We start from the raw sequence: 18,618 nt of genomic DNA on the forward strand, positions 1-18,618 counted from the left end.
GGCGCGCCATCTGCGCATCCGTCAGCCAGAAAAGATCAGACATGTTCTCCGCTCGGTTTTCGAACCGTGAATCACGCCCCTACGCGGAAATCAATGGGTCCTGACCCTAAAGACGACATTGCCCTCGATACGGCCTGGGTCTTCGACACGCAGGTGGTTCGGATCTGTGAACATCGCCCTGACAGCATTTCGGATCTCGTTGGGCGAAGCGGAGAGCGGAATGGCGTTGCCTCCGGATTTCGACATCTTTGCCTTGCCGTCGACCCCGGGCAACCGGCCCGCCTTGGGGATGATCGCCCGCGCTTCCGGCAACACGGGGCGACCTGCGGTTGCGTTTATGCGCCGCACGATCTCGTTCGTTTGCTCGATTAGCGGAGCCTGATCCTCGCCGACCGGAACGACTGTCGCCTTGAAGCCCGTGATATCCGCCGCCTGTGCTGCCGGATAACACAGAAACCCGACAGGAATATCGCGCCCGAACCCGCGCGCGCGGATTTCGTCCTTGATCGTCGGATTCCGTTCAAGCCGCGCCACCGTGACGAAATTCAGGTAGAGCATCGACAGTTCGGCCAGCGCCGGAAGATGCGATTGCAGGCAGATCGTAGTTCGCGATGGATCAATGCCCACGGCAAGATAATCCAGCGCAACCTCCATCACGCTGCGACGCACCTTCTCCCGGTCATGGGTGTTGTCGGTTAGGGCTTGGGTATCCGCCAGCAGCAGAAATTGTTCATGGCTGCCCTGATAGCGCAGCCGATTGGCAAGCGAGCCTGCATAGTGCCCAATGTGAAGCGGTCCCGTGGTGCGGTCGCCTGTCAGAATGGTTGGTTTGTTCATTTGCGTCTTCTCTTGAAACGAGAGGCCGCGCATCGGGAGGCTCGGAAAACAAAAGGCCGCCCATGCGGCGGCCTCGGAATACGTTTGGTCATCCGGCCACCCTGTCAGGAGGCCAGCCACCAAGTCATTGCGATGATCGTAGAGTTTTCCACAGAACACTAGCTATCGTCTGTGAGATTACTCGTCAATCAAATGGAGGAAAGGGCTCGAAACTGACCTCGGATGGGGCGGGACGGGCCCGATCGCGGTCGATATGTGGGGCAAGGACGGCCCAAACCGGACCTTCATCCTGATGCCAAACGCCCCAGCGCAGCTTGCGCATTTCTTCCGCGCGTTAAAACGGTGCTAGGCCGCATACTGCGCGCGGGAACTTGGTGCCGGGCGAGTTTTCGGTCCGACTAAAGCCAGCTTGGGAAGTCGCAAATTCCCCAGACAAAGATTGAGTGTAGCCTAGCCCAAATGATCAGCCGCACTTGAGTGGTTCAGTTTTGGGTCAGCAGGTCACGCGGGCAACAAGACTGACAGAATTGCGCCAAAATCCGAACAAGTGAATCCCGCAGGGAACACAACCAATCTCATTGGAAAATATACAATAAATTCAGATAACTTGCGCCGAGCACTTTCCACTTTCGCCTGCCGGCGGAACCTGTACAACCACCGCCGAAAAAACTTCGTGGAGGTGGAAAAAATGCTGAATTTCCTGTCTCGCCCAATGGTCCGTCTGGTTGAGCGTTACTTGCCGGATCCGTTTGTATTCGTGCTCGTTCTCACTCTCGTAGCTGGGCTTGCTGCTGTGCTGACACAAGGCACCGGGCCGCTTGAGGTCGTCACCATCTGGGGTGACGGGTTCTGGTCGCTGCTGACCTTTTCAATGCAGATGCTCCTGGTGCTGGTCACCGGCTACATGATGGCCTCGACGCCGCTCGTCCGCCGCGGGCTTTCGGCACTCGCGCGGCTGGCCAGCAGTCCGGGCAGCGCGATCGTTCTGGTCAGCCTCGTGTCGCTTGCGGCCTCGTGGCTCAACTGGGGCTTCGGCCTTGTCGTCGGCGCATTGTTCGCGCGCGAACTGGCCAGGTCCGTCCGCGTCGACTACCGTTTGCTTGTCGCGTCGGCCTATTCCGGATTTATCGTCTGGCACGGTGGCCTCGCCGGTTCAATCCCGCTGTCTATCGCAACTGACGGCCACCCGTTCGCGGACATAACCGGCATCATTTCAACGTCCGAAACGATCTTCTCGACCTACAACCTTGCCATCGTCGTCGCCTTGTTCATCGTAGTGCCGCTGATCAATCGCGCGATGCTGCCCCGAGAGGATGAGTCCGTCTATGTCGATCCGGGGCTGCTGGCTGATGATGACGCCGGAGAACGCACAGTCGAGACTCCGGCGGATCGCATGGAAAACAGTATTGTGCTGTCCATGTTGATCGGCGCAGCCGGCCTTGCCTGGCTGTTCCAGTATTTTGCCGCCGGCAACGGCCTGTCACTGAATGTCATCAACTTCCTGTTTCTGACCTTGGCCATCATCCTGCACGGCAACCCGCGAAACCTGTTGAACGCGCTCAGCGAGGCAGTCCGTGGTGGTGCGGGGATCGTGATCCAGTTCCCGTTCTATGCAGGCATCATGGCGATCATGGTTAAGTCCGGGACTTGCCGTCAGCATCTCCGAAGCGCTGGTGGGTTTGGCAAGTGCGACCTCGCTGCCTTTTTGGTCCTTTTTGTCAGCCGGCATCGTGAACTTCTTCGTTCCTTCCGGGGGCGGCCAATGGGCTGTGCAGGCACCGGTCATCCTGCCTGCGGCCGAGGCTTTGGGAGCCGACATTGCGCGTACGTCGATGGCGGTTGCCTGGGGCGACGCATGGACAAACATGGTCCAGCCATTCTGGGCCCTTCCGATCCTCGGGATCGCCGGATTGCGGGCCAAGGACATCATGGGCTTTTGTGTGGTGCACCTTATCCTGTCGGGCGTGATTATCGCGGCTGGCCTAACGTTCATCTGACGCCATGGGTCGTAGCGCCTCTCACAACCGGCGCATCACATTTACGCGTGGCCGCTCCAGTGTCGGCCACGCGATCCGGGCGCAAGAAGCGCAATAGCCTTCACCTCGACAGGGTTCCGAGACGCCCGGAACAACAGCGCGATTGCGTCGAACAAGGGGTCACTTCGGTGGCATTCATGGGTTCGTTCTTGGTTTCGGTAGATTGGTCCCCGCCGGTCTCTTCATATAGGCTGCGTACGGCGCCGATGGCGATCTGTATAACCAGCGCTTTAAAAAAATGTAGAGGGTGGCCTCTATCACGTCGGCCCCGACCGGCTGCGACTGGCTGAAGATCAACTAGGCACCTGCCTCTTTGAGGATTGCCCGCACGCCGAGCCCCTGTGGGAGCGTGTCCGGTTGCTCAGGTATTCGCTCAATACGCAAAATTATACGGCGCAACCCCTTCAAGACATTCGAGCGACTGGGGTGGTGCTGTCCGAATGCTATAGAATTCCGCATCTGGCAATCTTGACGTCAGACCGAAATGCAGCCCACTCTGGCACAACTGAACCGTGTTGCGAGAACCGGGCCAAAAACTAGATTCGAAAGGGCCGCAGACCGAAATGAATCCGAAAGTTTCCGTCGTGCATGTCGACGATGACCCGGACATTCTTTCGATTACACGCATGTCCCTTGAGGTGGTCGGGAATTTCGAAGTCGCGCAATTTGACTCGGGCAAGGCACTTCTGGACAACCTGGAGGGATTGGAACCGGATGCGTTCCTACTTGATGTGATGATGCCTGAAATGGACGGTCTGGAGCTTTTGGAAGAACTTCGAAAGCTGGATGTGTATAAGGATACACCCGCTGTTTTCATGACAGCCAAAGCGGAATCTACATTCCGGGACGAACTGGTTGGCCTTCGTTCAGTGGATTGCATCACCAAACCCTTTGACCCCATAAGCTTGCCCGACCGGCTAATGGCCATTCTGCGCAAATGAGCGACCGCCAACCCGGCTGTGCCCATGTCCTTGGTGACCGCGGCCAATAATCTTGATGTGGCGCCTTGAGTTGCGCCTTGATGAGAATCCGCCAGTGGATTCGATCTGTGCAACGCAAGTTTTTTTGAGCAGGAGATTGCTCTATGTTGCGTCATTATTTTGGGTATATAATCTCAGCAGGATTCAACCCATGCGGGATTTGAAGTAGGTTCTACCGAGAGAAGGGTACACAGATTGGCGAGCAAGGGAAGCGCCGTTTGACAGTGTCTACATCGTCAGGCAGTAACGCTGTTGCAAGCGATCAGCCAAGTCTGCTCGTTCGGCGTATGCGAGACTATTGCCGGGTTGGCGTTGATCTGGTCTGGCAACGACAGATTATATATGTCTCAGCGCTGGGGCTTGCGGCCTATTACTACGATGCCCGGTTCGCCGGCATCTTGGCTCTGATCGTCGTGATGTCGGAGATCTATGATTTTTGGACCTTCAAGAAAGTGCTCAGCCTTGATCCTCAGGATCACTCCGCTGCACGTGCGATGCTGCCTTTTCTGTATGCGGGGGCGTTGATCAACACCTGTATCATCGTCAGCTATTCTGTCGGCATCGCGATTATTCAAGGACCAACAACACATTTCATGGCGTTGTTTTTCCTGTTTTCTGGCGCACTGTTCGCGGCCATGCACAGTCACCAATTGTTGCCTGTCCTTGTCATCCGACTGTTGATATTCACGGCGGCTTTTCTGTTCATTCCCCTGCGAGACATCGTACTGACCGGTGCACCGATCAACTCTGAATTGTGGGCACAGTTTTTCACCAGCATCTTTGTGCTGACTTTTGTACTGGACAGTTCCCGCAGCTACCTGAAATTCTACAGGGCCCGGATCGCCCAAATGAACCTTCTGCGCGAAGAGCATGAGAAATCGCGGATCGCTTACAAGGCCAAAACCGAATTTGTTTCAACGATGAGCCATGAATTGCGCACGCCGTTGACCTCGATCAAGGGGTCCGTTGACCTGGCGGCCTCCGGGAAACTTGGACCGGTGCCGGATAAAATCGGATTCGTTCTCGAGGTGGCGCAGCGAAATTGTGATCGGCTGCTGACGTTGATCAATGAAATCCTCGATCTTCAACGAGTTGAAGCAGGGAAAATGAAGTTCTCGTTCGAAACGGCTGACCTTGTGCAACTGGTTGCTGCTGCCATTTCCGAGAACCGACCCTACGCAGAAAATCTAGGCGTATCCATAAAGGCGCATCTGCCCAAACGTTCAATTTCGGTGAACGTTGACACGGCCCGGCTGCAGCAGGTCTTTTCTAATATACTGTCAAACGCAGCAAAATTTTCGCCGCCAGACAGCGACGTGCTGGTTTCGGTGAAAGACGGCGATAGTTCGGTCCGTGTTCTGTTCCGTGACCACGGTATAGGCTTGTCTGAAGAAGACCGTGAAACGGTCTTTGATCATTTCAGCCAGATCGATTCCTCGGATACGCGCAAGATCGGGGGTACGGGATTGGGGATGAATATTTCCATGCGGATTATGGAAGCGCTGGGTGGTACGATCAATTATGAAAAGAACTCCGGCCCCGGGACGACTTTCATTGTCGAGTTACCGAAAGCAACGGATGCTGGCTCCAAATCGAATATCGGCTGATCGACTCGCCTTGACCCAACAGCTGTTCCTCAGACGAAATTCAGGTCGAGCGCGAGAAATGTTCGATCCAGAGCGACTTCACCTGAGGGGCAAGTGTCAGGGGATCGAATGGTTTACGGATATGGCCAATCACACCCAGCGCATCAGAATTGTCGGTCCGGTTGGCGGCTACGCTGCCTGTCATGAAAACAGCCAGATGATCCGACGACTCTAGCTGCGCCCGAAGTGTAGACAAGAGCGTGATGCCATCCATATCCGGCATCATCACGTCCAACAACAACAAGTCCGGCCTAATCCTGCCGATATCCACAAGTGTCTCCGCACCCGAGCGGCACTGGTAAACGCAAAGCTCTCCGTCAAGCTCGAAACCCATTCTGGCCAAATCCAGAATGTCATCATCATCGTCTACATGCAGGATCGTCTTCAGTTCGCGCATTTGGATATTCTTGTCGTCTTGATGTCTTCAGCTCTGCGCATGCGCGCAGCCGTCAGTGCGTTCGGTTTCTTTCGCATCTGGCGCTTCAATGCAGGGCAGCTCAACGGTGAACACGCTACCTTCTCCGGGCGTGCTGCGAACATCGATCTGGCCACCGTGTAGTTTCACGAAACTGTTGCTGATGGCCAGCCCCAAACCTGTGCCCGCGTGATTGCGGCGCGAAGAGGTATCGACCTGGGCAAAGCGGTCGAATATCAACGCTTTTTGATCATCCGGAATGCCAGGGCCGGTATCCTGAATGGTCACATAAGCCCGGTCCGCCATTTTGGTCATGGATACGGAAACGAAGCCGGAATCCGTGAACTTCAATGCATTCGAGAGCAAATTCAGGAAAACTTGCCTTAGTCGCAACTCGTCGCCATCCACCCAGACTTCGCAGAGGGATACTCGCAGCTCTATGCCCTTTTCCTGGGCCTTCTGCCGCAAGTCTTCGGTCAGCAGCGACAACAACTCTTCCAGATTCAAATGGCGGCAATCCAGCTCAACGCTGTCCTCACTGACTACGGCCCAATCGAGTACTGAATTGATCAGGTCAAGAAGATGTTTCCCCGACCGTTCAGCCTTGGATGCATAGTTTTGCACCTCCTTCGAGAACGCCTCCAGCATGGGCAGCGTCTCCGCATCGTTGCCCAAGCTGGACCGCAACTTTTTGTAGGCAGGAAGCACATTGTTGCTCTTCAGGAAGGACAGGTACCCCAAAATGACGGACAAGGGTGTCCTGAACTCGTGACTGATATTGTTGAGAAAGTCCGATTTGGCTTGGTTTGCGGTTTCGGCGGCGCGTTGTGCGTTTTTCAATTGGGTGACGTCAACGCGGAAGCCAACCGTTTCGCCGCCACGGGTCTTGGCCTCGGCAACCTGAAGCCAACGCCCGTCGCTCATCTGCTGTTCGAACGGTCCATCGGGGTTCGCGTGGCGTCTGATGCGTTGGGCGATCCATTGCTCTTCTCGCCCGACCGCCTCGACATAGATGCCCCGTTCGACACCGGCGCGTATGATGTCTTCAAACTTGGCGCCAGGCTTAATCACATCGGCGATTTCCTTATAATATGACAGAAACTCATCATTGCACATGAACAAGCGGTCATTCTCATCATATATGACAAATCCGTCCTTTATTGATTCGATCGCAGTCAGCAGTTGCCTGCGCGCCTGCGAACGTTCCTTGATGAGCCGCCGCGCGTAGTTGACGCCGAACATCCCGATAGAAGCCAAGACCAGGATAAGGGTAGCGACGATCTGCCGACCCTGTGTCGGCGCGCTCCAGCCGCCAACCGGGGCAAGCCCATATTGAAGCGAAATCTCACCCAGCGAAATGTCCGAGCGAACCGGATCATGGTCCCACACGGACGGATCCCCAAAAACGTGCTCCACGGTTTCACCATCCGCTCGGACTTTCCGGATCGCGCTTTGTCTCAGCGGCTGGTTGCCAGAAATTCCGATGTCACTCAGGAAATTCTCGAAATCGACCACGACCGAGTAAACCTCGTTCACACCCGCAACCGGGGCAATGCGAAAGATCAGGCCACGCCCGCCTTGAATCAAGTCGACTGGGCCGGCGACCACAAATGCTCCGGTCGCGATCGTTTGATCATAGGCTTTTTTTGTTTCCGGATCGTTTTCGAAATCAACGCCCAGAACATCGCTGTTGGGCGCGACTGGGAACACATCGGTCACAACGTAGTTCTGGGCTCGGGCAATATTGATGATGCTCGGGTTGTCGCGCACAAGAAAGTCGGCAAACGATGCGAATTCGTCCCGTGCCAGCGCGCGCTCGTCAGACAACGCGGCCGCCAGCGCATTGACGACCAGACCATATGCTCGCAACCGTTCTTCGGCGCGGACCTCTGCCATTTCGACAAGTTGAAGCCAGGAGTTTCGTTGCGCTTCTCGGGCCGCTGACATGTAGGCACGATCCAGAATGAACCAGGACACGACAGCGAGCAAAATGATGCCGGTATAGATAGCGGTTAGAACGCGCAACTGCCTTCGCGACGAGCCCTTGTATCCTGATGCTGGTATCATGTGCCGAATATCCTATATTTTCGAATGCGTCGTAATGAATGGCCCGCAGCCCAATTTGCGCGGCTTCACTCATCGTGCTGTTTGCCGTCCAATTGGTCCTCCATCAGGTTCATGAGATCTTCCAACGAACGTTCCAATTCACCCCGCTCCAACTCTCCGTCGCATAGGGATTCATCGATTTCCGCCGCGCGTCTTCCGATCTTCGGAAACCCGAACGATGCTGCCACACCTGCCAGCTTGTGACATTCGTTTTTGATTGCCGCCAAAGCCGCAGCATCGTTTCCTACGGTGCGCAACTCAATGCTCAATTGATCGAGCAGCAAGATGCGTGCAGGAAGCCCGTCGAGAAATCTCTGCCTCAACTGCTGCAGCCTGCGCTGATACTCTGGCGAGGTCGTGGGCGACGAAGTCATGCGTCACGCAGTGGTTGATTTTAATACATAGGAATTGGGATTGCCGATGCCTCCTGTCCGGCCGGATTTGCCCTTGGCACCCGCTATAGCCGCGTCCAACAGCTCATCCGGTGCACTGAGTGAAAAAAGATTGCGAAACACAGGGCGGCCGACCTGCACCATCGGGGGCACCTCTCCGGCGCTCCGGTACCATTCGGCAAGCTCCTGCAGTTTCTGATCCAGCTGGTCTTCGAATGATTCCGCGTCAAACCCTTTCGCGCGGGGCAGCAAGACAACATAGTCGCCTTCACCGGCGTAAGACATCAGGTGTTCAGCGGTGCTGAAGCTCTCCGTTATTGTTTCGGCGACATCCTGCAGCGTATCCATTTGGCCGCTATGATCCTTGCCCTGAAATACCTCGGGCAGATTGGCGATATGGATACCCACCGCGATAAAGCTATTGATCCGAAGCGAACCAAGCTTGAGCACGTAGTTCTGCATCGCCAGGTAATCGATGCAGTTTGGAATTTCCGCCAGGCTGACTGGATCGAGAGGGTCAGGCGCGCTGTTGCTGGGGGCGTTCCGGTTCTGCTTTTGCGCGGCCAGCGCCTGCACCATACGCATGCGCCCTTGCAATTCGCGTCGTTGCAAGGGTTTGTTCAAATAATCCGTAGCCCCTTTGGCGAATGCACCGTCGACATGATCGAGAGCGGAGCTGGCGCTGACCATGATTACTGGTGCTCCGCCTGCGGCCGGGTTGGTAGTGATCCTTTCACACAGTTCAACTCCGTTCATACCCGGCATCTCGACGTCGAGGAGGAAGCAATCATAGGGCGTTTCGGCCGACGCAATGCGGTCCAGTGCAGCCGGACCGGAAAAGGCAACATCAACATCGTCAAGACCCAATGCCGAGAGCTCCAGGGTCATCAACTCGGTAAAGGTGGGGTCGTCGTCGACAACGAGTACTTTCATTGTATCGCCTCGGCCAATAGGGTTTGCATTCTTTATAGTTGCGATCAGCCTTCGAGTTCAATTCAGAGTTTAAGTCCGGGAACATTGGTTTCGCACGTTGTGCGTGACTCACAGTTCGGAGGAACGAGCGGTGACATGAGTTATCTTTCCTGGATGAAATTGCGCTCAGACAACAGCAACCAAGCTATTTGATCAAGAACTAGAGTAAGGATACATCTGTAACGAAATTTTGCAGATGCCGCTTCTAACCCAATGTTGCCGCAATAGTTCAGGGCAGTGCCAAACAAATTGGGCTTAGACGGAGTTGCGTCGGCGTAAAACGCAATCGAGGCAATCTACGGACATCTAAACACTTCCGGCCCTGAGCCGCCATTCGTCGCACTTCAGGGTTTCTGCAGTCGCAGCCCCTATTGCGGACATTCGCTGCGAGTGCCTGTTAAAGTAGTCGGCAAAGCGGACATAGCTGCCGTTGAGATCAGCTTTTCCAATGGTGGCTTTAGCCATGCTGCGGACCTTCGATGTGCCGTTTTGTCGAACTGTCAACAGCTTGCAGAACTCTTGATGCCGCGCTGCTGCATTAGCGGGAATTTTGCAGGTCCGCTCAACGGTGAACCTGTCTGAACTGAGCCAAACGGCGCAATACATCTCAAAAAAAACTAAACACCGCGAAGCCATCTTGTTTTTACGAAGCGCCTTTATGTGTTGGTTCCCCTGATTGCGTCGCAGACCGCGTCCGTCACCTCTTGCGTATTTGACTGACCGCCGACATCGGGTGTCATGACACCGTCCAAGCACACTTTCTCCACGGCCCGCATGAGTCTTTGCGCTGCATCCGCTTCGCCAAGATGTTCAAGCATTTGGGCCCCTGTCCAGAATGTTGCCACAGGGTTGGCAATGCCTTTTCCAGTGATGTCGAATGCAGATCCATGGATCGGTTCGAACATGGAAGGGTATCGCCGCTCCGGGTCGATGTTGGCCGTTGGGGCAACACCCAAAGACCCGGCGAGCGCTCCTGCAAGATCAGACAAAATGTCAGCATGCAAGTTCGTCGCGACGATTGTGTCCAAGCTTTGAGGCGATTTCACCATCCGCACGGTCATCGCGTCGACAAGCATCTTGTCCCAGGTTACATCAGGAAAGTCCTTTGATACTTCTTCGGCGATCTCGTCCCACATGACCATACCATGGCGCTGAGCATTTGATTTGGTCACCACCGTGAGAAGCTTTCGTGGGCGAGACTGGGCCAGTTTGAATGCATAACGCATGATGCGAGTAACACCGACCCGTGTGAAAACCGCGACCTCTGTTCCAACCTCTTCCGGAAGACCCCGATGCGCGCGTCCACCCATCCCAGCATACTCGCCTTCGGAGTTTTCGCGCACGATCACCCAATCCAGGTCCCCGGGCCCGACATTCGCCAAAGGGGCCTGGATGCCAGGTAAAATACGAGTTGGGCGTACGTTCGCGTACTGATCGAAACCCTGACATATCGGCAAGCGCAGCCCCCAAAGCGTCAAGTGATCGGGCACATCAGGCGCGCCAACTGCCCCGAAAAAGATCGCGTCAAAGGCTTTGAGCATCTCCGTCCCATCTTCGGGCATCAACGCACCTTCACGCTTGTAGCGTTCCGAGCCCCAATCAAAATGAGCAAACTCAAGCTGAAAGCTCCCATCCCGCTTGGCAAGCGCTTCAAGGGCCTGGACACCTGCCGCAATGACTTCCGGTCCAATCCCATCAGCGGGAATAGCAGCAATTTTGTAGGTCTTCATGTTGTTCCCCTTTGGACGCATTGTCATTTGGCAGGCTGAGCGATGAGCCAGTTTCGGATGTATCTGTGTTTGATGGACCCCAAGCAATCGTAGCTGTATCATATAAAAAAATGATATAATGGGACCGCGATGGAACTGCGCCAACTTCGATGTCTGATTGCCGTGGCCGAAACACAGCACTTCGGCCGGGCTGCCCAGAAACTTGGCATGCTCCCGGCCTCGTTCGGCAGGCATATCAAACTTCTGGAAGAGGGGCTGGGCGGGCAACTTCTTGTCAGAACCACACGACATGTGGCGTTGACAGACGCGGGGCGCGAGTTTGTTGCCCAGGCCCGCAAACTGGTGGAACAAGCCGATCAGATGGAGCGCACTTTTCGTGAAGGCACGCACGGAAAGTCGCGCATTCTTCGGATCGGCGCAATTGACAGCGCCGCCGCTGGGCTGATGCCGCAACTGCTGCCGAAAGTTCGCGAAGATTATCCCGAGATCGACGTTGAACTCTTGGAGCAAAAAACAATTCGTCTTTTGCCGAGACTGCTATCGGGCCGCTTGGACATCGCGATTGTTCGCCCCCCGGACGCGCCGGACAGTCGTCTGGAATTCATGCCGCTTTTCTCGGAAACAGCTGTTGTTGCCATGCCAGAGGACCATCCCTTGGCAACGCGCGGCACGGTGAATGTGGCGGATCTAGCAGATGAACCCCTGATTGTCCCTGATCGGGGCTCACGGCCTCACAGCCATGACTTGACGATCAAGGTGTTTCTCGAGGCGGGGTACACAGCCCGGATCGCTCAGATCGCTGAAGAAAAGCAAACGATCGTCAGTCTGGTCAGCACGGGCGTTGGACTCGCGATCGTCCCGAGATGGGCGTCCCGCCTCGCGGTTGGGGGCGTTAGTTTTGTCGAACTGAACGAGCCGACTGATATTGCGAAACAGAGCCTTGCGCTAACGGCAGTTTGGCTCAAGGAAACGCGCCACGAAGCCCGAGACGCCTTCTTGCGGGTTCTGGACGAGAATTTGCTGCAGTTGTCGCGAACGGCCTAAGGTAAATTATATCAATATTTTGTATAACCAGCGACGCGTCCAAGGCTCTGGTGTCAAACAAAACGGACGTAATACAACCTTCTAAATAAATCGAAACTCGCAGCATGAGCACTATTTCTGCTGCACAAGTTCAGAACTCGGGAGGAAACACATGAGTTTTAGACATCTGACGGGCGCTGCAGTTGCCGCGACGATTACCTTGGTGGCTGCAGGCAGCGTTTCGGCACAGGACCGCACAGGCTGGCCGGAAAACTTCACCGTTGGGACAGGCTCCCAAGGTGGTACCTATTTCGGATATGGATCCGGTTGGGCCGGTATCGTCTCCGAGGCGACCGGAGTTCCGGGCGGTGCAGAAGTCACAGGCGGACCGATGCAGAACATGTCGCTTGTTCATGCAGGCGATCTGGCCTTCGGTATGACCACTATGGGGCCCGCCGCCGAATCCATTGCCGGGAACAACCCAATCGCGCCGGGTCTTCAAATGACGGGCGCCTGCGCCATGTTCCCGATGTACCAGACGCCTTTCTCGATCACCGCACTTTCGTCTTCGGGTATCGAAAGCGTCGCTGACATTCCGGCCGGGGCGAAAATCGGCTTTGGCCCGGCAGGTTCGACTTCGGACACGTACTTCCCGCGTATGATGGAAGAGCTGGGCGTGGATTTTGAACGCCGCAATGGTGGCTGGTCCGATCTGGGTGGACAGTTGCAGGACGGTCTGCTTGACGTGATCGCCTTTGCCGCTGGCGTTCCAGTCCCTGCCGTGTCGCAGCTCGAAGTGCAAACCGATGTCAACATCATCGAGTTCACTGAGGAAGAGCAGGCGAAAATTACCGCCGCGTTCCCGGTGGCCCAGTTCGATATCGCAGCCAACACTTACACATCGCTCGATGCGCCGGCGCGCTCCGTGTCGATGTGGAACTTCGCAATCGCAAACTGCGATCTTCCCGAAAGCTTCGTTTTCGAGGTCGTGAATGCGGTTATGTCCGACAACGAACGGATGGTCGCCACGCACAAGGCGGCACGTTCGACGCTGCCTGAGTTCTGGGACCGCAACAGTGTGATGAAATGGCATCCCGGTGCCGCAAAGTGGTTCATGGAAAACGCGGGCGCTGACATCCCGGCGGATATGATCCACGGCGGCTAAGTACTTTTGCCACTGAGGCAAGTCTAGACAAGCGACTCCGCGCTCTTTTCAGAGCGCGGATACTTTGTGGGCATTCGGACACGCGGGGACAGAACGATGACGCAGCAAGACACGGCTAAAGATGACGATCACCTGATTGCAGATGGGGTGGACGAAGAGCCCATCGAAGCAAACCGTCGTCTGTTTGAAGGCCGTGGTCTTTTCATCGTTGCTGCGGTGGCCACTCTGTACGCCGCTCTGCACATGATCGCCTTGAACGGCGTTTCGTTATCGAACCTCATTGCTTTGCCTACGACTATTCAAGCAGAGCGCGCCGATGCCGCCGCAGATGCGGCATTTGACGATTTGCGTGCAACACTTGGGCCAGCCGGAGAGGCGTTCGAAGGGAATTCGGTGCGCCGCCTCAAGGCGCTCGCAGAAGAGACTATGTTAACGGCTGAAAACGCGGACGACATCGCCACCAGCATCGCTGCACTGGATAAAGCACGGGACCAAGCCGCCGCCCTTACGCGTGAGGCGCGAACCGTGCGCACAACGTGGTCCGAGCGGCTATGGTTCTTGCCGCAATTCCCCTTGGAGACATGGAATTTCCGCATCATCCACATCGGTGGGGCCCTGGCGCTCGGTTTCTTGCTGTTCGCCTCTGGCCAATTTGGTACAGGCTTTGCTGCACGTGGATCGGGCTTGCAAATGGTTTCTGCCGCCCTGCTCATCCCGGTTGCCTGGTCAGCCTATACCGTTCTTGGCTTTGCCAATTTCCTGGGGTCGGGCGATGCGGCCGAAGTCGGAGGACGCGTGATCTGGATGTCCTTGCCCGAGGGTAACGAACGCCTGACGGCCTTCCCGGGCTATGCGGGCATATTTGAAGCCGAGATCTGGCAATTCGGTGTGCCGCTCCTCTTGGCAACCTTTGCAGCGATTATTATCGGCTGGATCGATCGGGTTGAGCGCGATCGTTTCGCCATGTCCGACATCGTCTTGGCGCTTTGCGGTCTGGTCGTCGCCGCCTATCTCGTCGTGGTCTACTCCACCGCCGCACGCAACTCGGTGGGAACGGCAGAAGTGCCAATTGGTGTGGCCTTTGCCGCCACCGCGGGCGCGGCACTTATCATGGAATTGACCCGCCGCGTGGCTGGTCTTGCGCTTGTGATCATCACGGGCGTTTTCCTGATCTACACCTTCACCGCCCACCTGTTGCCCGGCATCCTCGCGGTGGAAAACGCCTATAGCTGGCAGCGGTTCTTCGGCCATGTCTATTCCGATGCGGGAATTCTTGGCCCGACAACAGCAGTTTCATCGACCTACATCATCCTGTTCATTATCTTTGCTGCGTTCCTGCAGGCCTCTAAAGTGGGCGATTACTTCGTCAACTTTGCATTTGCCGCGGCGGGGCGCGCGCGGGGCGGTCCCGCGAAAGTTGCCATCTTTGCCTCTGGTCTCATGGGCATGATTAACGGCACGTCGGCGGGCAACGTGGTGGCAACCGGGTCGCTCACGATCCCGCTGATGAAGAAGGTCGGCTATCACAAGAAGACCGCGGGCGCGGTCGAAGCGGCAGCCTCAACCGGCGGGCAGATCATGCCACCGATCATGGGCGCGGGTGCGTTCATCATGGCCGAAATCACGGGGATCCCGTATCAGGAGATCGCGATCGCCGCGATCATTCCGGCGGTGCTCTACTTCGTCTCTGTCTACCTCATGGTCGACTTTGAGGCAGCGAAACTGGGTATGCGGGGTATGCGCGAGGATGAGCTGCCCAAGTTCAACAAGATGGTCCGTCAGGTCTATCTGTTCATCCCGATCATCATCCTGATCTATGCACTGTTTCTCGGCTACTCTGTCATCCGCGCCGGGACGCTCGCCACCGTTGCGGCAGCGGTCGTCAGTTGGCTGACGCCAAACCGTATGGGGCTTCGCGCGATCCTGAAGGCGTTCGAACTTGCAGGCGTCATGTCGATCCAGATCATCGCGGTCTGCGCCTGCGCGGGGATCATCGTCGGCGTCATCAGCCTTACCGGGGTCGGCGCGCGGTTTTCTGCGGTCCTTCTCGATCTCGCCGCCGCATCGCAGCTTCTGGCTTTGTTCTTTGCGATGTGCATCGCAATCCTGCTTGGTATGGGGATGCCCACAACCGCAGCCTATGCCGTTGCCGCAAGCGTGGTGGCGCCGGGCCTTGTGCAACTTGGCATCCCGCAGCTTACGGCACACTTCTTCGTGTTCTATTTCGCCGTTCTCTCCGCAATCACCCCACCCGTGGCATTGGCCAGTTATGCGGCCGCAGGGATATCCGGCGCCAACCCAATGGAAACCTCGGTGGCCTCGTTCAAAATCGGCATCGCCGCTTTCATTGTGCCTTTCATGTTCTTCTACAACTCAGCGCTCCTGATGGATGGCACGGCGCTTGAGATCCTGCGCGCAGGTGTCACCGCCGTCGTCGGTGTGTTCCTGCTATCTAGCGGCGTGCAGGGGTGGTTCGTCGGAGCGCGCTCAGCTTGGTTCATCCGCGGCCTCCTGATCGTCGCCGCTCTGTTCCTGATATCTGGCGGGCTCTTGACCGACCTGATTGGCGTCGGACTGGCTGTTGTGACGTGGTTTGTGCAGCGCCTATTTCATCCAGACCCAGATACGCCTATTCCGGTGAGAGGCGCCGACTAGTGCGTCAACAGAGCCCCTCCGGCCGCTCCTCGTTTACCCGGTCCATGGCATGAGAAGCGTTTGGTGTGCTTAAGTTATGGAGGATGGCCCACAAAAATGACCGAAGTCCAATCGGGCCAGACCAACTGGAAAAACTGGCGAAGTCGTGCAGGTCAAATGAAGTCATTGCATCGCAAAGCACTAACTTTGCTGCCTTGAAAGAACCAAATCGAGTCAGATAACCCAAAGCCGGCCGATCACGCACCAATGTCGACTTCAGAATGCTCAGTGTTGAATTGTTTGGACTGCAGCACTTGGTTGGTATGGGCTCCATGCTGACCTTTGCCGCGCTGGAGGGCCAAGCGCCTGGTCTCCCCTCGCGCGGCGTTGCTACCGACCCTGAGCCGACATCCAGCTTGAGTGGCAATACTGCACTGCAGCTTTGCTGAAGCGGACGTTGATGGCTTCGCGTAGCTTCCTCGGCAAGTAATGTGGTCACTGTCTCGCTGCCACTAGGTCCCAGTTTAACTGACACCCCTCAACGTGCGTCGTTGGTGTGTATATTGTGGGCCGACAGTAAATTCGTCGCCGTCGAGTTCGGGATTGATTGTGGAGGTCGTGAAGATAATCTGGTGGTCGAGTTTCGCTGCTTCCGACGCTTTCACGATAATGTCTTGAAAGTTATGGCTTCTCTTGTCTTCCATGCCCTTGTCCTCGACATTGTCCATGAGGAGGAAGCGCGGATGCAGGAATTCCTCGTCTTCAGTCGCTGCGGCAAGGAGCGCCAGGATGACGGAGTTTTTCACGATCACATTGCTGCTTTCCGCGAAGTTCAAATCGCCGTCCACAAGGATAGAGTTATCCCTGAAATTCACCTCCACCGAGTCCGCGCGCCGAAACTCGTCCTGACGGTCGAGGTCTTGCCGCAAGAAGGTCTTCGCCTTCTCGGAGACGTTGGTCAGCGCGATCCGCCGCCTCCGTGCACTGGCGGCTTCCAGCGCCTTCTGGCGGTCTTTTTTCTTGTCGATCTCGGCCTGTACGGCCGCCTTGCGTGCGATCACATCTTCAAGTTCGCCCGCTCGCTCACGAAGACGCGAAAGCTGGGTCAGTTCCCTGTCGATCTGCCCAGACGTTGATAGCGCTCGGCCACGAAGCTCTCGCGCGGGCCGTTACTGATCTCGTAGCGCACCGTGAATTCTGAGAGCTGCTCCTGATAGTCGGAGCGGAGCCGCCGCAGTTCCTTTTTGGCATGCGCCATTCCGGACTCCTTGTCGTCAAGAAGCTGGCGCGACTCCCTTATCTGGATATCCAGGTCGAGCTTGATCTGGAGATAGCGCGATCGCTCCTGCTCCGGATCGGTCTCGCTGCCACAAAGGACGCAATGGTCGGGATCGCTCGTGCCGTTGAGCGGCGCAAGGCAGGCCGGACAATGCGTAAATTCGATACTGCCGATGATCTCGGATGATCTTTGCGCTTTAGGCAACTTCTCCGAAAGCTCTTCGAGATGGGCGATGAAGTTCGTCAAATCGGCCGCTTCGAGATCATTGGTATAGATTTGCTGCTCGAACTCGGCGATACGACCGCGAACTTTTCGGATATCTGCTGCGGCCCTTTTACTCTCGGCGAGGAAGTCTTTGACCTCCTCGTCATCGATCATCTCGTCAACATTGGCGATCTCCGCGGAAAGGCGGCCGTATTCGGCTTCAAGCTCTTTGAGACGGCCATCGATGCTCTCGACCCGTGCCAACGCCTCCTCTTCCGGTAGCGACTTGAGGAGCGCCTTGTATTGCGCGTCGAGATCATCGAACTGCTTAATCAGTTTCCGGAGTTCGAGCTCGATCTCGTAGGATTCATAGCCGCGGATGCCGCAGACAAGGTCACCGACGGCCTCTCTAATCTCGCCCGAGTCAAAGGACTCGTACCGGAAGAGAAACGAAGCCGGTGTCCGCTGGTCTGCATAGACGAGCCGAAGAAGCTGGTTCATCGTGATGTTGGCTGCACCCTGGCTTTGCGCTTCGGGGATGCCGGACGCCCTGAACATAATCTGGGAGAAGCTCTCGTTACCGGCTGCTGTCCGCCGGATCGGAAAGCTCTGCCAGCCATCGAGGCCCTGTGCCGCCGCTTCTTCAAAGGTCCCGAAGAAAACCATCGCCGGTGTCTGGGCCTTGCCGATGGCGCGCCTTACGGTAAGGACTCCGCTCGCCGTGCCGATCTCGGCTTGCACTTCATCGCAATTGGCGGCGACGGATTTCCAGTTATCGAACTCGCCGCCGAGGACGTAGAAAATGAAGTCCGCAATCGTCGATTTCCCGGAGCCGTTCTCGCCACGAATGATGTTCACGCCCAGATGGAAACCCTGATCATAGACCGGATCGCCGCCTTGCATGACCCTCAAACGCTTGAGGTGGAACTGCGAATAGGTCATCTGACAAGCCTCCGTAGTCCGGTACTCTGGCGGATTTCGGATATAGACCTGGTTTCGGGAGCATACCGCCCGACAAGAAACGCGCCGACCTGCCGTTCGCTGCCGGAAAAGAGCGGCAAGAACTCTTCCTGAAACAGTGTGCGCCCTTGATCAGCCCCACCCGAGTGGTCCAGTTTGATTGTTAGTGCATTGCCGGCCTCTGGTCCATTGCGACGAGGGTTTCGGGTGCCGGTGGGCGGTAGCCCAGAGCGCTGTGC

At 56.4% G+C, this 18,618-nt stretch carries 14 protein-coding genes; 6 read left to right on the forward strand and 8 right to left on the reverse strand.

Annotation, left to right across the window (positions count from 1 at the left end):
- Window positions 1-90 precede the first annotated feature (90 nt).
- Window positions 91-957 carry a tryptophan--tRNA ligase gene (gene trpS, locus AC2FME_RS17850; protein ID WP_496801153.1) on the reverse strand — a complete coding sequence of 289 codons (867 nt, stop codon included), beginning with the start codon at window positions 955-957 and terminating at the stop codon, window positions 91-93.
- Window positions 958-1,525: 568 nt separating this feature from the next.
- Here trpS and AC2FME_RS17855 point away from each other — a divergent pair.
- The 3 genes from AC2FME_RS17855 (at window position 1,526) to AC2FME_RS17865 (ending at window position 5,460) form a co-directional block, all read left to right on the forward strand.
- Entirely contained in the window at window positions 1,526-3,163 is a 1,638-nt protein-coding gene (locus tag AC2FME_RS17855; RefSeq protein ID WP_496801154.1) for a short-chain fatty acid transporter, read from the forward strand.
- Window positions 3,164-3,436: 273 nt separating this feature from the next.
- Entirely contained in the window at window positions 3,437-3,814 is a 378-nt protein-coding gene (locus tag AC2FME_RS17860; protein ID WP_496801155.1) for a response regulator, read from the forward strand.
- A gap of 326 nt (window positions 3,815-4,140) precedes the next feature.
- Complete coding sequence (locus AC2FME_RS17865; RefSeq protein ID WP_496801156.1) at window positions 4,141-5,460, forward strand: sensor histidine kinase; 1,320 nt, start codon at window positions 4,141-4,143, stop codon at window positions 5,458-5,460.
- Between the two features lie 40 nt (window positions 5,461-5,500).
- Here AC2FME_RS17865 and AC2FME_RS17870 read toward each other — a convergent pair whose 3' ends face one another.
- From AC2FME_RS17870 to AC2FME_RS17890, 5 genes are all read right to left on the reverse strand, one after another.
- Window positions 5,501-5,896 (reverse strand): response regulator, encoded by a 396-nt coding sequence (locus AC2FME_RS17870; RefSeq protein WP_496801157.1) that lies wholly within the window; start codon window positions 5,894-5,896, stop codon window positions 5,501-5,503.
- A gap of 27 nt (window positions 5,897-5,923) precedes the next feature.
- Complete coding sequence (locus AC2FME_RS17875; protein WP_496801158.1) at window positions 5,924-7,981, reverse strand: sensor histidine kinase; 2,058 nt, start codon at window positions 7,979-7,981, stop codon at window positions 5,924-5,926.
- A gap of 65 nt (window positions 7,982-8,046) precedes the next feature.
- Window positions 8,047-8,394, reverse strand: coding sequence for an Hpt domain-containing protein (locus AC2FME_RS17880; protein WP_496801159.1), 348 nt, complete (start codon window positions 8,392-8,394; stop codon window positions 8,047-8,049).
- 3 nt (window positions 8,395-8,397) lie between these two features.
- Window positions 8,398-9,345 (reverse strand): response regulator, encoded by a 948-nt coding sequence (locus AC2FME_RS17885; protein ID WP_496801160.1) that lies wholly within the window; start codon window positions 9,343-9,345, stop codon window positions 8,398-8,400.
- 695 nt (window positions 9,346-10,040) lie between these two features.
- The gene (locus AC2FME_RS17890; protein WP_496801161.1) at window positions 10,041-11,114 is read right to left on the reverse strand and encodes a tartrate dehydrogenase; all 1,074 of its coding nucleotides are present in this window, start codon (window positions 11,112-11,114) and stop codon (window positions 10,041-10,043) included.
- Between the two features lie 129 nt (window positions 11,115-11,243).
- Here AC2FME_RS17890 and AC2FME_RS17895 point away from each other — a divergent pair, with 129 nt between their 5' ends.
- From AC2FME_RS17895 to AC2FME_RS17905, 3 genes are all read left to right on the forward strand, one after another.
- Window positions 11,244-12,158, forward strand: coding sequence for a LysR family transcriptional regulator (locus AC2FME_RS17895; protein WP_496801162.1), 915 nt, complete (start codon window positions 11,244-11,246; stop codon window positions 12,156-12,158).
- A 151-nt stretch (window positions 12,159-12,309) separates the two neighbouring features.
- Window positions 12,310-13,302, forward strand: a complete 993-nt coding sequence (locus tag AC2FME_RS17900) for a TAXI family TRAP transporter solute-binding subunit (protein ID WP_496801163.1) — start codon at window positions 12,310-12,312, stop codon at window positions 13,300-13,302.
- A gap of 96 nt (window positions 13,303-13,398) precedes the next feature.
- Entirely contained in the window at window positions 13,399-15,957 is a 2,559-nt protein-coding gene (locus AC2FME_RS17905) for a TRAP transporter permease (RefSeq protein ID WP_496801164.1), read from the forward strand.
- Between the two features lie 503 nt (window positions 15,958-16,460).
- Here the strand turns inward: AC2FME_RS17905 and AC2FME_RS17910 are convergent.
- Complete coding sequence (locus tag AC2FME_RS17910) at window positions 16,461-16,997, reverse strand: hypothetical protein (protein WP_496801165.1); 537 nt, start codon at window positions 16,995-16,997, stop codon at window positions 16,461-16,463.
- Between the two features lie 44 nt (window positions 16,998-17,041).
- On the reverse strand, window positions 17,042-18,361 hold the full coding sequence (locus tag AC2FME_RS17915; protein ID WP_496801166.1) for a hypothetical protein: 1,320 nt from the start codon (window positions 18,359-18,361) through the stop codon (window positions 17,042-17,044).
- Window positions 18,362-18,618: the final 257 nt, after the last annotated feature.

This window comes from Ruegeria sp. BHSC026 (assembly GCF_059613065.1).